The following is a 13,407-nucleotide window of genomic DNA, read 5'->3' on the forward strand; positions in this document are numbered from 1 at the left end:
AAGTTGCCATGAGCGAGAAGAGATTTCCCTATCCCGATGAAGTAAAACTCCCCGAAGGTATTGACATAGAGACATACAAGCGTATGTATGCCTACTACCGGCTGCCGGCTACTGTTCTGTTTGGAAAAGACGCGCCCAAGGAGCTAGTCGAGTGGGAGAGGAAGATGTTTTGGTACCAGGATTCGCTTCACCACTACGACGTGATGTACCCACTAGACGACATACACCCCGCGACGTGGGAGATAGCGCTCTCCACCTATAACTCCAGGATTTTCGTCGTGCCGCCCGCCAACGGCATACCTCACAGGCTGGTCAACGGCTACCTCTTCATATCCTTCGTGCCGGTGCTCGACGAAAAGGAGATACAGAAGCGTCTCGAGCACTTCCAGAAGAGGGCGGGCTACTACTACCAGAACTGGAACGACATTTACGAGAAGAACTGGAAGCCGGAGGCCGAGAAGATAGTCAAGGAGATGGAGTCGCTGGAGTTTAGAGATCTCCCAGAGTTTGAGGACGAGTCGGTGGTGTTTGGGAGAAAGGGGTACTCGCCCTCCGCCTACCACCTCGTTGACAACTGGCTGAGGCTGGTGATGCTTCACCAAAGGCTGTGGTGGAAACACTTCGAGATGCTGAACCTCGGCTACGCCGCCTACCTGCTCTTCTACCAATTCATGAAGCAGAAGTTCCCAGACATCCCCGACCAGCACATCGCGTTGATGGTGGCGGGCATCGACGTTATCTTGTTTAAGCCAGATATGGAGCTTAGGCGCCTGGCTAAGCTAGCGGTGGAGCTGGGCGTGGCTGATAGAATTCTGTCCTTCGCCACGGCGGAGCAGATGGAGGCCGAGTTATCCAGAAGTAAAAACCCCAACGAGCAGAAGTGGTTTAATGAGTGGAACTCTGTGAAGTACCCATGGTTCTACTACACCACCGGCATAGGCTTCTACCACCACGAGCCTAGGTGGATCGACGACCTCAACATACCCTTCAACTTCTTAAAAGACTACATTAGTAAGGTCAAGAGGGGAGAGTCTCTTGAAACAGCTACCGAGCGTTTGAGAAAGCAGAGGGACGAAATCGCCGCTAGGTACAGAGAGTTGCTGAGCGAGGAGGATAGGAAGGTCTTCGACCAGTATCTACAGATTGCCAAAACGGTGTTTCCCTACGTAGAGGAGCACAACTTCTACGTGGAGCACTGGGGCCACACGGTGTTTTACAACAAGATCAAGGAGGTGGGCAGAATACTGGCTAAACACGGCTTCATCGAAAAGGCGGAGGATATCTTCTACATGAACTGGTGGGAGATCTACCTGGCTCTTCTAGACCTCGTGGCGAGCTGGGCAGTGGTGATGCCTCCAGTGGGTAAGTACTACTGGCCAAAGGAGATAGCTAGGAGAAAGGAAATACTGGCTAAGCTGAAGGAGTACAAGCCGCCTCCTGCCCTTGGGAGGCCTCCGGAGGTTGTGACAGAGCCCTTCACGGTGATGCTGTGGGGTGTGACTAGGGAGAGGATCGAGGACTGGCTGGGCACCGCGGCGGCTGGCAAGGTGATAAAGGGCTTCCCCGCCTCTCCCGGCGTCGTGGAGGGGAGGGCCGTGGTTGTTAAGTCTGTGGAGGAGCTGGGCAAGGTGAAGGAGGGGGACATATTGGTGTGTCCCAACACGTCGCCTGCGTGGGGGCCGGTTTTCGCAAAGGTGAAGGCCGTGGTGTCTGACATAGGCGGGTTGATGGCGCACGCCGCGATTGTCGCGAGGGAGTACGGCGTGCCCGCCGTGGTGGGGACCGGCAACGCGTCGCGGATAATTAAAGACGGGCAGAAGATTAGGGTAGACGGCTTCAAAGGCGTGGTGGAGATACTGGAATGATTATTGTACCCATCTCCTCGCTGAAGAAATCCGACATTTTACTCGCCGGGGGGAAGGGCGCTTCTCTAGGTGAGCTTGTCCAGGCCGGCGCCAGGGTGCCGCCTGGCTACGTAGTCACCAGCATAGCCTACAAGAACTTCCTAGAGTACAACGGAATTGACAAGCTCGTGGCGAGGCTGGAGAGGCGAGACGGCGACCCCTACGCCCTCGCCGCTAGGATCAGGTCTGCGATTTTGGAGGGCGAGATGCCGGGCGACTTGTCCCGCGAGCTTGATAAAGTCAGCAATGAATTTATGAGAGACTTCCTAGCCGTTAGGTCAAGCGCCACCTACGAAGACTCGCCTGAGTTCAGCTTCGCAGGAATTCACGAGACGTATCTCGGCGTGAGGGGGGCCGACGTGGAGAGCTACGTGAGGAGGGTTTGGGCTAGCAACTTCGAGGATAGGGCCGTGGCGTATAAGCTTGACAACAAAATCCCGCCCTCTAAGGTGCTTATGGCTGTGGTGGTGCAGAGGCTCGTGAACCCCAAGGCGGCGGGGGTCGCCTTCACCCTCGACCCCAGAAATGGCGACAGGTCGGTGGTGGTTGTGGAGTCCAGCTGGGGCCTGGGGGAGTCTGTGGTGGCTGGGGAGGTGAATCCAGATAGGTACGTGGTGAGTAAGATAACGGAGGAGGTTTTGAAGAGGGAGATCTCCAACGGGAAAAACACCATGTACGTCTTGGAGGGGGGGAAGGTGGTTCATAAAGAGGTCCCGCCTGAGCTGGCGGCGGCCTCCTCGCTTGAGGATGGGGAGGTTGTGGAGGTGGCTAGGCAGGCGGTTATGCTTGAGAAGTACTTTGGACACCCGGTGGATGTGGAGTGGGCTATTGAGAGGGATGTCTATATTCTCCAGAGCCGCCCCGAGACTGTGTGGAGCAGGAGGAAGACAAGCGGCGAGTGGCACAGCACGGGCGACTTGTTGAAAGACATTGCGTATAATCTACTTTCATTTAAATTGTAAGCCTTCTCAAATATATAACATGTTAATTTTTAAATTCTCCCATTGGCAGTTCTTATGATAAAGATTTCAAGTAGCTACGGGTTGCTGAAGCCCCTCGTCGAGGGCAAGTTTGTAGACGTGGACCACGACCGGGTTTTGCCCACGTACGACCCCGGCTTGGGGAGGCAGATTGGGGAGGTGCCTGTCATGAAAAACGTGGACGAGGCGGTGCAGTCAGCGGCTAGGGCTTTTGAGAAGTGGTCTAGGCTCCCGGTTTACGAAAGACTTCAATACTTGGTGAAGTTAAAGATTGTCTTCGAGCAAAGGCTTGAGGAGATGGCCCACCTCATTGCACAGAACGTGGGTAAGACTAAGCAGGAGGCTATGGGAGAGTTGCGGAGGGCTGTGGAGTCTATCGACATGGCCCTCGCCGCGCCGCATCTAATGGCCGAGGTGAGGAAGGTTATGAACATCGCCCAGGCGGAGCCGGAGATCGACATGGAGACTGTGAAGGAGCCGCTGGGCGTCTTCGCCGTCATCACGCCATTCAACTTCCCTGTGATGATTCCCATGTGGTTCATACCGCTGGCTGTGACGCTGGGCGACACTGTGGTCCTGAAGCCCAGCGAGCAGGACCCGGTGCCGGCGCTGTACATGGCTTCGCTGTTTGTAGAGGCGGGCTACCCGCCGGGGGTGCTCAACGTGGTGCTCGGCGACGGGTCCACGGCTGAGACCTTGATAAAGCATAGAGACGTCGTGGGGGTGGCCTTCGTGGGGTCCACCAGGGTTGGCTCGCAGGTGTACGCCCTCGCCGCGGCCCACGGCAAGAGGGCGCTGGTGGGCGCCGGGGCTAAGAACCCAGTTGTGGTTATGCCTGACGCCGATATGAAAAACGCCGTTGAGAACATAGCCACGGGCTTCTTCGTGATGGCTGGCCAGCGCTGCCTCGCGCCGGGTAACCTAATCCTCGTGGGCGAGGCTTATGACAAGTTTAAAAACGCGATTGTGGAGAGGGTGAAGAAGATTAGGGTTGGGTACCAGCTTCTAGACACCACAGACATGGGGCCTGTCATATCGGCCGCCTCTAAGAAGAGGATTTCTGACATGATTACAAGAGCCGCCGAGGCTGGCGCCGAGGTTCTGGTAGACGGTAGGTCTTACAGCCCGCCGAGGGAGTACGCAGAGGGCTTCTACCTGGGGCCCACGGTGCTGGACAAGGTGGCCATCGACATGGAAATCGCCCAGGAGGAGGTGTTCGGCCCGGTGTTGCCTATAATTAGAGCTGAGAGTTTTGAAGAGGCTGTGGAGATCGCAAACAAAACCCGCTACGGCAACGCCGCCTCTATCTTCACATCAAGCGGGAGGTACGCCCGGGAGTTCGCGCGGAGGGTCAACGCGGGGAATGTAGGCATCAACATGTCAATCGCCCAACCCACGCCTCACTTCCCCTTCGGCGGCAGGAAGCAGTCTTTCTTCGGCGTGTTGCACGCACAGGTAGACGCAGTGGACTTCTTCACCGACCGCAAGGTAATTATGCAGAGATGGTGGTAGAGGCCCTCCTCCTCGACCTAGACAAGACGCTTGTAAACGTCGAGGACTTCACCGACTACTGCTCTGCGCTGGCGGAGCTGGACGCGGCTGGATACGCCCCACGCGTGAGAGGCCCCGAGACGTACTGGGGCAGGTGCACCAAGACCGTCATGGATGTTCTAATCTCCCTCGGCGGCGCGGAGTGGGCAAGGGCAAACGAGATAGTGCGCAGATACGAGCTGATCGGCGCGGAGCGGGCCGTGGCCATGCCCTACCTAGACCTGTTTCTAGCCGCGACGGAGCGCCTCCCAAAGGCAATCGTGACGCTTCTCGACGCCGAGGCCACCAGCCTCGTCCTCCAGAGATTCGCCATCAAGACGCAGGCGGTGGTGGCGAGGGTACCCGGCATAAGGCCGAAGCCCCACCCCGACCCGGTGATACACGCGCTGAAGCTACTAGGCGCCGAGCCCGACGGCGCGGTGATGGTTGGAGACAGCGAGTGGGACGAAAAGGCGGCCGATGCCGCGGGGGTGCGCTTCATCGCCGTGACAAACGGGCGGCAGAACCACAACTTCAAAACCCCATACATAGCCAACAACCTAAAGGAAGCCGCTAAACTAATACAAGAGCTGTAGCCCTCCAATTTCACAAGCCTATTTACAGACGCCGGCGTGTATCTTTTTGAGATCTTCTGAACGCGCCGCCAGATCTCTCGTCAAGACGCAGATGAGCCTAGCCGCCGTCGAGTCGTCCGGCACGTTGGAAACCACGGCCTCGGGATCGGGGCCGTTGTATTGATACCTATGTAGCTCCAACGCTAGAAATGTGTTTTTCAACACCTCCTCGCCGAACCTCCGCGACAGCAACGCCGCGATCTCGGCCATCCTCGTAGTAGGCATCACGGCGATTACCACATCGACGTCCTCGATCTCCTCCGCCTCCTCCCCCCTACGCAACCTCGCGACGCCGGGGAACCTAGCCTTCAGTATATCCCTCCCCTCCACCGCCAGAGCCGCCAGGTAGGCCTTCCAGCACTGAAAAGCCTTGCCAGCGGCGTCTCTCACCAAGCCCACGGAGAGAAACGCCAGCGCTAGTCTACACTCTATTTCCGCCTCCCTCATACGCGCCTCCTATACCGCCCAGGGTCTCTCCAAGGCTTAGCCAAAACTGGGAACTCCACAGTGCCGTTGCGGCTTCCTCTTATAACTTTAGCTGGCTCCAATCTGTGATGTGTTTAACAACAACAGACACATTTTTCAATTCCTCTCGCGGAATCACCATGTATGTTGATAGGGCTAAGCGGCTGTACCTAGAGACGGGTTTTAGATTTCCCCGCGAGATTATATGGGCCATGGGTGTCGTGAAGGCGGCGTGCGCAATGGCCAACGCCCAGCTCGGCGCTCTAGACGGGGAGATCGCGAGGGCCATCGCGGCTGCCGCGCGCGAGCTGGCCGATGGGAAGATGGACGGCGAGGTTACGGTTGATGTATTCCAGACAGGCTCAGGCACGGGGTTTAACATGAACATAAACGAGGTGGTGGCCAGGAGGGCCTCGGAGATCCTAGGCATGCCTGTGCACCCAAACGACCACGTCAACAAGAGCCAGTCCTCCAACGACGTGGTGCCGACCGCGATTAGGCTCGCGGCGTTGCGGGCGGCCAGGGAGCTGTTGTTGCCGGCCCTGGACGCCGCAATATCTACGCTGGGGCTGAAGGCGGCGGAGTTTGCCAGCATCGTCAAGGCTGGCCGTACCCATCTGCGGGACGCGCTCCCGGTGACGCTGGGGCAGGAGCTGGGGGCATACGCCGCGGCCCTTAGACGCGAAAAGGAGTTCGTGGAGCTGGCACTGGCTAGGGTGGCAGAGGTCCCTCTGGGAGGGACGGCGGTCGGCACCGGGCAAGGCGCGCCGGAGGGCTTTGCCGAGTTAGCCGTGGCGCTGGCGGCCAAGGAGTCGGGTCTTCCCCTAAAGAGAGGCAACCCGTTCACTCAGATGAGGCTCCTCACCGACTTGTTGCTTATATCCTCGGCGCTACGCGCCCTCTCGGTCGACCTTTACAGGCTCATGCAGGACGTGAGGCTCATGTTCTCCGGGCCCAACACGGGCCTGGCGGAGATAGATCTGCCGAGCCAGCGGGAGCTCCCCGGTAGCTCAATGATGCCGGGTAAGCACAACCCCGTCACCGCCGAGGCCGCCATGTTAGCCGCGGCTCAGGTGATGGGCCTCGACCACGCCAACCAGATAGCGGCGTTGCTGGGCGAGTTTGAGCTGTCCATGGGTATCCCGCTGATGGGCTACAATATCATTACACAGATCAAGCTTTTGTCCGAGGCCTTGAGGAAGGCGGCTGAGGTCGTGGTGGCCGATATTATGCCCAACGTTGAGAGAATGCGGGCATATGCCCAAGCCTCCCAAGCCAGCGTCACCGCGTTCGCTACTGTGCTGGGCTACGACAAGGCGGCGCGCTTAGCCGAGTTATTGGAGAGGGGGGTGCCGCTGGAGGAAGCTCTCAAGTCGATTAATAAATCAGGAGTGTAGGGCCTCGGCGACTGCCTTAGCCACCTCTTCGTCCTGATCTCCTGTGCCTCCGCTTACCCCCACCGCGCCTCTGAAGCTATTGGAGGAGACCGGCAGGCCTCCTTTGCCGAAGATTAAGCCGGCGTGGATCGTGAGACCTATGTAGAAGGGCAGGTTCTGGGCCGCCCTCTCTGCGAGCTCTGCAGTTGACCGCCTAAACACGGCGGCTGTCCGGGCTTTGAGGTACGCTACCCACGGAGAGAATACGTATGCCCCTGGCATCTTGTAGATGGCGACCACCTCGCCGTTTTCATCCACAACCGCGATGGACACCTTTATCCCCATCTGCTCGGCCTTGGAGACGCCCCTGGCCACGGCGTCGAAAACCTTCATATCGCCACCAGTACCTTGCCGACTCTGTCGCCGGACCGCAACTCCTCCAAGGCGCGCCTCGCCTCCGCCAAGCCGTACGTCTTGTATATAACCGCCTTTATCCTTCCGCTCTCTAGAAGCCTCACCACCAGCTTAAAGTCGCCGCGCCTCCCGCCGGTGGAGCCTATCACAGAGATCTGCATCCCGTAGAGCCTCCTCAGATCCAGCTTCACCTCGGCGCCTGTTAAAGCCCCAGCCGTGACGTAGCGCCCCATCCTCCCAAGTAGGGAGTAGCTCAGCTCCCAGTTGCCGGCTCCCGTTGGGTCCAGTACCACATCGAAAGGAGCCGCTTCCCTCGCCTCATCCGGCGTCACTACGTAATCTGCACCTATCGACTTCAGCACTGGGGCCGACATGTCCTTGCGCCTAGTCACCGCGTACACCTCGCCGCCGAGCAACTTGGCGAACTGGACTGCGTAAACCCCTACGTTGCCGGTGGCCCCAACCACGGCCACCCGCTCGCCGGGGGATATGCCGGCTCTATACGCCATGTTCCACGCTGTGAGGCCCCCGATGGGCAGGGTCGCCGCCTCCCTCAACTCGGCCCTGGTCTTCTCGACGTTGCGCGCAGGTACCACCGCGTACTCGGCGTAGCCGCCCTGGGTGGCGACTCCGATCAACGCGCCGCCAGTCGACTCGCACATCTGCGTCCAGCCAGCTAGGCAGTGGCGGCAGTGCCCGCAGTACAGCCTGTTGTACACAACCACCGCGTCCCCCCGCTGTAGCCCCTCAACCCCGGGCCCCACCTCCTCCACAACCCCGGCGAATTCGCTACCGGGTATGTGGGGCATCGGCGTAGCCTTGACGGCGCCCGTCACCACGTTGTAGTCCAGCGGGTTGGCCCCCGCGTGCCTCACCTTTATCAAAACCTCGCCGGGCCCCGGCCGGGGGGCCTCCACGTCTTGTATAGACAGGTTCTCCAGGCCTGGCGTGGAAAAGACAGCCGCCTTCATCTACTGCTCCTCCACCACGTAGTTCCGAAGTACGCCGATCTTCTCGACCTCGGCCTCAACCACGTCGCCTCCCTTTAGGAATTTGCCCTTGGGGAATCCGACGCCGGGCGGCGTGCCTGTAAATATTAAATCGCCGGGCTTCAGCGTTATGCCTTGGGAAGCCCAGTGTATGAGCTGCTGCACGTTGAAGATCAGCTCTGAGGTGTTGCCCTCCTGCTCCAAACCGCCGTTCACCCTCAGCCTCAGCCCCAGCTTGTTGGGATCCGGCACCTCGTCCCTTGTAACTATGTACGGCCCGACGGGCGCCGCCGTGTCCATGGACTTGCCCCATATCCAGTTCTGGCCGTAGGGGTTAAGCTGCTGCGGCCAGCCCGGCGGGAACTGCCAGTCTCTGAGCGAGATGTCGTTACCCACGGCGTAGCCGAAGACGTAGTCCAGCGCCTTTTCTGGAGGTATGTACTTCCCAGCCCTGCCCATCACCACCACCAGCTCCACCTCCCAGTCCATCTTCTGCACCACCCTGTGCTTAACGATCGGCTGCTCGTGGCCCACCAGGGCGTTAGGGAATTTGGGGAAGAAGTAGGGCCTCTCCGGCGGCTTTACCCCGGCTTCCTGGCCGTGGGCTTTGTAGTTCACAGCAACCGCGAATATCTTCTCTGGGTTCGGCACGGGGGGCTCCCATGTTATTTCCTTCGCGTTGAGCTTGGCCTCGGGAGGCGCTCTGCGGGCTAGGTAGTCCACGACGTCTAGGGCGGGCTTCCCCACGGCTATGAGCTTCCTCATGTCGTATAGAAACTCCGGCGCCTCGTAGGCGTCGTACACAGCCACGTAGGCCATTGGCAGGTCAATAATTTCGCCGTTTAGGAAAAGACCCACCTTTCTTGTGTCCCCTTTTCTAAACGTCAACAACTTCATGAGCGGCGGATCGAGTCGTAAGCTAAAAATTTTTCGGGAATATATTTCTATCAGTGAATTTATAAATTCTCAAATTAGAAACAACATAGTTATTAAACGCCACGGCGAGTTGCCACGGAATAATGTTACGTTATATATAATGATGGAAATATTTTAATAGATGTTACCGACCTATTAGTAATGGCGACTTCCCGTTATCTCCGACGCGTGCAGAAGATTAAGACAGGTAGCTACATCATATCCCTACCCATGGACTGGGTTCTAAAAAATAGGCTCAAGCCCAAAGACCCGTTGCTAGTCTTCGAGGATCCCAATAACAACATTGTTGTTAAGATCCCCATGTCTAGATGCAACCTCACTCTCGACGCCGGGATCTACGAAGACCCAGAGTTGCTGGAGGAGGTTGTCAAGTATCTATACATCTTCGGAGTCGATCAGATAACCGTCACAGGCCACAACCAGGGCGTGCTGAAGCGGCTTAGAGAGCTCAGAAAAGACTTGATTGGGTATGAAATTGACGACTTCACCAACGGCCGCGTCGTGATCTCTATCAAGGACGACATACACGCCCTCGAGGAGAGGCACTTGAAGAGGGTTTGGGAGAAGTATCTAAAGCTCCTTGGAGACATACTAGACGGCATATGTAGCTACAGAAACGACGAGGAGCTTAGAGACAAGATTGTGGAGTCTAAGAGACTTGTGAGGCACCTCCAGAGGCTACTGTCAATAGCGCTCAAGGAGCCCGAGCGCAACAAGATACCATACCCCACCTTCGCCGCCTTTTTCGAAACCACAATTAGGCTGAGGGAGGTGGGGTACTACATCTACAGAATGGTGGACTTCCTCGCCGGAGTTAGGCAAAGGGAGGAGCTAGACGCCATGTGCAGACTCTGCAAAGAGGCGCTCAACACCTCCGACCTGAAGAGGCTGGTGGAGATCCGGGAGAGGATAAACACGCTGGAGGAGGCGTCGCTTCCAAAACTAAACGCCTACGAGGCCCACATGGCCTTCGCCATGAGACGCATCGTCTTCAACCTAGTAAGAATATCGGAGCTCATGACGGTGGCCGCCGCCGCGCAGAGGACAGTCTGCACACCTGCAAGCCGGGAAGAAGAGGAGTTCTAACGGTCCCCACACACCCCACCCCCCGCCTACCTCCCGTAGATGAAAAAGTCGACAACCACATTGTTGACCATGTGGTACAGAAGGCAGGCCCATGTCGATTTTGTAACTATGTACAGCGCCGCGGCTACGAGACCCCATAGAAACATGTAGCCCGCCAGCGCCGCGCCGAATCGTAGATGCACGGCTGAGAACGCCGCCGAGGTGAGCAAGGCGGCCCACCTATTCCCCACCGCAGGCGCCAGCCTAGAGATTGAGTAGCCTCTGAAAAAAGCCTCCTCGAAGAAAGCCGCCCCAAGGGCCCAAATCGCCACGGGCACCGCGTTGATGCCCGCTGTGCTGTAGCCCCACCTGCCCCACTGCAGGCCCAGCGCCGAGTAAAGCAAGTTGACGGGCCACCACAGCGTAAAGACGAGTACCCAGAGCGCGATGGCGAGCGCGGCCTCTCTTGGGCCAAGCCTGCCGCTGTATATACTGCTGAAGGCGCCTCTCCACGTGCCGTAGCCCTCTCTCTTCACAACTATGTAGAGAAGCGCCATGAAAGAGGCCAGCTGCACGGCGGTGTATATCAAAGCGTACCACGGGTTGTCCGCGGGCGGCTTCACAACTGCGTATACAGCCAAGGCGGCGAGGTAGTAGCCTCCCATCGCCAGTAGAAGGCCTATCATACAAAAATGTCGACTTATAGTTAAATATCTAACGAAGCCCCACTCTAGAGAGTAGTAGGGAGGTCAGCGCGGCCGTGGCGGCCACCACCGCGGCCGAGGCTATGAAGGGGGCGGTGGCCGAGATTGTAGTGTAGAGGTAGCCGCCGATCGTCGGGCCGGCTATCCTGCCGAGGGTCCCCGCCGACTGCAATGCGCCGAGCTCCACGCCAGCCCCTCTCCTCGACGCGGCGGCGAATATGAAAGAAGACGCAACCACGCCGCCCAGCGACACCAACGCGGCGCCTATGTAGAGAACCGCCAGCGAGCTCGAGGCGAAGCTCAGCAGAAGCAGGCCCACCGCCATGGTGGCCATGCCCAGCGGCGCGTTTCTACCCGGGCTGGAGGACCTCTCGAGGCGTCTAACCACTGGCTGGGCCGCCCCGGCGGCTACGCCGGAGACGAAGAACAGAAGGCCTATCTGAAAGGGAGTTAGCCCCCGGGCGAAGGCTGAGAAGTAGGAGAGGAGAGCCTCGAACATAGACATGCCCAGGTTCAGCATAAGCACCGGAACCGCCAGGAGGCCCACCACAATTTCAAAACCCTGGCGCCGGGTTGGCCTGGTGTTGGGCAACCTAGCCACCGCGGTGCCTGCTAGGGCGTAAAGCACCGCCGAGGCGAGGAACGGTAGCCGGGGGTGCAACGTGCCTAACGCCCCCCCGATGGCGGGCCCCGCGACGAAGCCGACGCCGAAGGCTATGCCGAAGAGAGCCATGGCGGAGGCCCTGCGGTCACTCGGCGTAAGGTCCGCTATCCAAGCTTGGAGCGCCGCCAGGGTGCCGCCCCCCACTCCGGCCAGCGCCCTGCCGAGGGCCAGCTGGGCGAGGCTTTGGGCGGCGTAGGCGACAGCTTGGCCTGCGGCTCCGAGGGCTAGGCCAGCCGCCACCACGGGGGCCCTGCCTATCTTGTCGGAGACGTAGCCCCATAGAGGCGCCGTAACGAACTGCATTAGGGAGAATAGGGACACCAGCAGACCCTGGGCCGCCGCGTCGCCCCCCAGCTCTCTTAGGAGGAAGGGCATCGCGGGTAGTATTATGCCGAAGCCCACCATCTGCAGAGCAACTGCGCCCAGTAGCAGAAAGCGCGTCTCCATGCCGGCTGATGGACATGGATTTTAAAGTGTAAAACCGGCGCGGTGGGGAGGGGGACGCCGTGCGGAAGACTTATAACCCGTGGAGGGCGGTGTTTTTGTGAAGGCGCTGGTGCATGTGGATAGGGAGGATTTGACCGCCATGAATATCGCTCTTTCTAATATCGAGAATCTGCTGGAGGCGGCGACGGGGGCGGAGGTTGCGGTGGTGGCGAACGGCAACGCCGTGATATTCTTCACACAACACGCGCCTAGCCACGTCAAGGAGAGGCTCACCGCGCTGGCGGCGAGAGGCGTGAAGTTCTATATATGCAACAACTCCCTCAGAGCGCACGGAATCGACCACGGGGAGTTACTACCCTTCGCCGAGGTTGTACCCGCCGGCATAGTAAAAATACTAGAGCTCCAGTCAGCGGGCTACCTCTACGTAAAGCCCTAGATAAGCTGGGCACAGGTTCCGCGTCGCTGGGGTCAGTACATTTTTATCTACAATTCAATAACGTCATGGACAGGCTGAGGGGTAGGAGGGTCTTCGTGGGGGGCGTGGGGCCTGGGCTGGGCTCGGCTGTTGTATACCTAGCTCTGTCGGAGGGTGCCGGGGTGTACGCCGCGGCGCGGAGTAGAGACTTTCTAGAGCGGCTTAGACGCGAGTTTTCTAGATTCGGCGAGCTCCACATAGGCGCCTACGACTTGTCGAGGCCCGAGGGCGCCGAAGCCGCCGTGGCAGACGCGGCAACCAAGCTCGGGGGCCTGGACGGCGTGGTGGTGACGGCCGGGGGCTACGCCGAGACGCCGATAGAGGAGCTGGACCCCTCCGCGCTGGAGGACCTCCTCTCCCGCAACTTGAAGGCCCATCTCTACGTGGTCAAGGCGGCTACCAAGCATCTGAAGCCGGGATCCTCCATAGTCCTAGTCACGGCGGTGGGCGGGGCATACCCCGCCTGGCTTAGGAGGAATGTGGCGTATGTCGCCTCTAAGGCGGCGTTGGCTAGAGCTGTGGAGTCCCTCGCCGCGGAGCTGATTGACAAGGGGATTAGGGTAAACGGCGTGGCGCCCGGCGGGATGAGCAAAGACTTTACGCCCGGCGGAGCGGCGAGGCGGCCTCCCCTCGGCGCCCCCCAGGCGCCGCCAGAAGAGGTGGCCCGGGTAGTCATATGGTTGCTCGCCGACGAGTCTTACTGGGTAAATGGGGCGGTGATCCCGGCAGACGGCGGCCGGAGGCTCGCCTGAGGCGAATCCAGCGGCGAGATCTACACAGCCCACACGGCGTGGGCAAAATAGAGGGGCCCGGGCGGTTTCCT

14 protein-coding genes are annotated in these 13,407 nt (G+C 59.1%); 8 read left to right on the forward strand and 6 right to left on the reverse strand.

Features of this window, described 5'->3' with window-relative positions; translation table 11 throughout:
• The first annotated feature begins 8 nt into the window (after nt 1-8).
• From P186_RS08875 to P186_RS08890, 4 genes are read left to right on the forward strand one after another with little or no spacing between them, the layout of a single operon-like run.
• Complete coding sequence (locus P186_RS08875) at nt 9-1,865, forward strand: PEP-utilizing enzyme (protein ID WP_014289126.1); 1,857 nt, start codon at nt 9-11, stop codon at nt 1,863-1,865.
• Nucleotides 1,862-2,866: a PEP/pyruvate-binding domain-containing protein gene (locus tag P186_RS08880; RefSeq protein ID WP_014289127.1), complete on the forward strand. Its 1,005-nt coding sequence runs from the start codon at nt 1,862-1,864 to the stop codon at nt 2,864-2,866. Before P186_RS08875 ends, P186_RS08880 begins: the two co-directional genes overlap by 4 nt.
• A 54-nt stretch (nt 2,867-2,920) precedes the next feature.
• Nucleotides 2,921-4,396: a CoA-acylating methylmalonate-semialdehyde dehydrogenase gene (locus P186_RS08885; protein ID WP_014289128.1), complete on the forward strand. Its 1,476-nt coding sequence runs from the start codon at nt 2,921-2,923 to the stop codon at nt 4,394-4,396.
• Nucleotides 4,387-5,010: an HAD family hydrolase gene (locus P186_RS08890; RefSeq protein ID WP_014289129.1), complete on the forward strand. Its 624-nt coding sequence runs from the start codon at nt 4,387-4,389 to the stop codon at nt 5,008-5,010. The genes P186_RS08885 and P186_RS08890 overlap by 10 nt, the downstream gene beginning before the upstream one ends.
• A gap of 18 nt (nt 5,011-5,028) precedes the next feature.
• Here the strand turns inward: P186_RS08890 and P186_RS08895 are convergent, their stop codons facing one another.
• A complete protein-coding gene (locus P186_RS08895) occupies nt 5,029-5,496 on the reverse strand; it encodes a PaREP1 family protein (RefSeq protein WP_014289130.1) in 468 nt (155 codons plus the stop codon).
• A 158-nt stretch (nt 5,497-5,654) separates the two neighbouring features.
• On the opposite strand from P186_RS08895, the gene P186_RS08900 reads away from it, so the two are divergent.
• Nucleotides 5,655-6,911 carry a lyase family protein gene (locus P186_RS08900; RefSeq protein WP_014289131.1) on the forward strand — a complete coding sequence of 419 codons (1,257 nt, stop codon included), beginning with the start codon at nt 5,655-5,657 and terminating at the stop codon, nt 6,909-6,911.
• Here P186_RS08900 and P186_RS08905 read toward each other — a convergent pair.
• The 3 genes from P186_RS08905 to P186_RS08915 are packed head-to-tail and all read right to left on the reverse strand — an operon-like array spanning nt 6,900 to nt 9,190.
• Nucleotides 6,900-7,283: a GlcG/HbpS family heme-binding protein gene (locus P186_RS08905; protein ID WP_014289132.1), complete on the reverse strand. Its 384-nt coding sequence runs from the start codon at nt 7,281-7,283 to the stop codon at nt 6,900-6,902. The two genes, P186_RS08900 and P186_RS08905, sit on opposite strands and share 12 nt — an antisense overlap.
• Nucleotides 7,280-8,275, reverse strand: coding sequence for an alcohol dehydrogenase catalytic domain-containing protein (locus tag P186_RS08910; protein ID WP_014289133.1), 996 nt, complete (start codon nt 8,273-8,275; stop codon nt 7,280-7,282). The genes P186_RS08905 and P186_RS08910 overlap by 4 nt, the downstream gene beginning before the upstream one ends.
• Nucleotides 8,276-9,190, reverse strand: a complete 915-nt coding sequence (locus P186_RS08915; RefSeq protein WP_014289134.1) for a fumarylacetoacetate hydrolase family protein — start codon at nt 9,188-9,190, stop codon at nt 8,276-8,278.
• 180 nt (nt 9,191-9,370) lie between these two features.
• Here P186_RS08915 and P186_RS08920 point away from each other — a divergent pair, with 180 nt between their 5' ends.
• Nucleotides 9,371-10,315 (forward strand): AbrB/MazE/SpoVT family DNA-binding domain-containing protein, encoded by a 945-nt coding sequence (locus P186_RS08920; RefSeq protein ID WP_237179383.1) that lies wholly within the window; start codon nt 9,371-9,373, stop codon nt 10,313-10,315.
• A gap of 26 nt (nt 10,316-10,341) precedes the next feature.
• On the opposite strand, the gene P186_RS08925 is transcribed toward P186_RS08920, so the two are convergent.
• Both P186_RS08925 and P186_RS08930 read right to left on the reverse strand, forming a co-directional pair.
• Nucleotides 10,342-10,980 (reverse strand): CPBP family intramembrane glutamic endopeptidase, encoded by a 639-nt coding sequence (locus P186_RS08925; protein ID WP_014289137.1) that lies wholly within the window; start codon nt 10,978-10,980, stop codon nt 10,342-10,344.
• A 28-nt stretch (nt 10,981-11,008) separates the two neighbouring features.
• Nucleotides 11,009-12,109, reverse strand: coding sequence for an MFS transporter (locus P186_RS08930; protein ID WP_014289138.1), 1,101 nt, complete (start codon nt 12,107-12,109; stop codon nt 11,009-11,011).
• Between the two features lie 97 nt (nt 12,110-12,206).
• Here P186_RS08930 and P186_RS08935 point away from each other — a divergent pair, with 97 nt between their 5' ends.
• Together P186_RS08935 and P186_RS08940 are read left to right on the forward strand one after the other, a co-directional pair.
• The gene (locus tag P186_RS08935; RefSeq protein ID WP_237179384.1) at nt 12,207-12,545 is read left to right on the forward strand and encodes a DsrE family protein; all 339 of its coding nucleotides are present in this window, start codon (nt 12,207-12,209) and stop codon (nt 12,543-12,545) included.
• Between the two features lie 65 nt (nt 12,546-12,610).
• Entirely contained in the window at nt 12,611-13,336 is a 726-nt protein-coding gene (locus tag P186_RS08940; protein ID WP_014289140.1) for an SDR family NAD(P)-dependent oxidoreductase, read from the forward strand.
• The last annotated feature ends 71 nt before the right edge of the window (nt 13,337-13,407 follow it).

It is taken from the genome of Pyrobaculum ferrireducens (genome assembly GCF_000234805.1).
Taxonomy (GTDB): domain Archaea; phylum Thermoproteota; class Thermoprotei; order Thermoproteales; family Thermoproteaceae; genus Pyrobaculum; species Pyrobaculum ferrireducens.

Bases quoted from the DNA above. Each gene is read 5' to 3' on its own strand.
- P186_RS08885 (WP_014289128.1), top strand. From the start codon at position 2,921: ATGATAAAGATTTCAAGTAGCTACGGGTTGCTGAAGCCCCTCGTCGAG.
- P186_RS08915 (WP_014289134.1), bottom strand. From the start codon at position 9,190: ATGAAGTTGTTGACGTTTAGAAAAGGGGACACAAGAAAGGTGGGTCTT.
- P186_RS08930 (WP_014289138.1), bottom strand. From the start codon at position 12,109: ATGGAGACGCGCTTTCTGCTACTGGGCGCAGTTGCTCTGCAGATGGTG.
- P186_RS08910 (WP_014289133.1), bottom strand. From the start codon at position 8,275: ATGAAGGCGGCTGTCTTTTCCACGCCAGGCCTGGAGAACCTGTCTATA.
- P186_RS08905 (WP_014289132.1), bottom strand. From the start codon at position 7,283: ATGAAGGTTTTCGACGCCGTGGCCAGGGGCGTCTCCAAGGCCGAGCAG.
- P186_RS08895 (WP_014289130.1), bottom strand. From the start codon at position 5,496: ATGAGGGAGGCGGAAATAGAGTGTAGACTAGCGCTGGCGTTTCTCTCC.
- P186_RS08900 (WP_014289131.1), top strand. From the start codon at position 5,655: ATGTATGTTGATAGGGCTAAGCGGCTGTACCTAGAGACGGGTTTTAGA.
- P186_RS08920 (WP_237179383.1), top strand. From the start codon at position 9,371: ATGGCGACTTCCCGTTATCTCCGACGCGTGCAGAAGATTAAGACAGGT.
- P186_RS08880 (WP_014289127.1), top strand. From the start codon at position 1,862: ATGATTATTGTACCCATCTCCTCGCTGAAGAAATCCGACATTTTACTC.
- P186_RS08890 (WP_014289129.1), top strand. From the start codon at position 4,387: ATGGTGGTAGAGGCCCTCCTCCTCGACCTAGACAAGACGCTTGTAAAC.
- P186_RS08925 (WP_014289137.1), bottom strand. From the start codon at position 10,980: ATGATAGGCCTTCTACTGGCGATGGGAGGCTACTACCTCGCCGCCTTG.
- P186_RS08875 (WP_014289126.1), top strand. From the start codon at position 9: ATGAGCGAGAAGAGATTTCCCTATCCCGATGAAGTAAAACTCCCCGAA.
- P186_RS08940 (WP_014289140.1), top strand. From the start codon at position 12,611: ATGGACAGGCTGAGGGGTAGGAGGGTCTTCGTGGGGGGCGTGGGGCCT.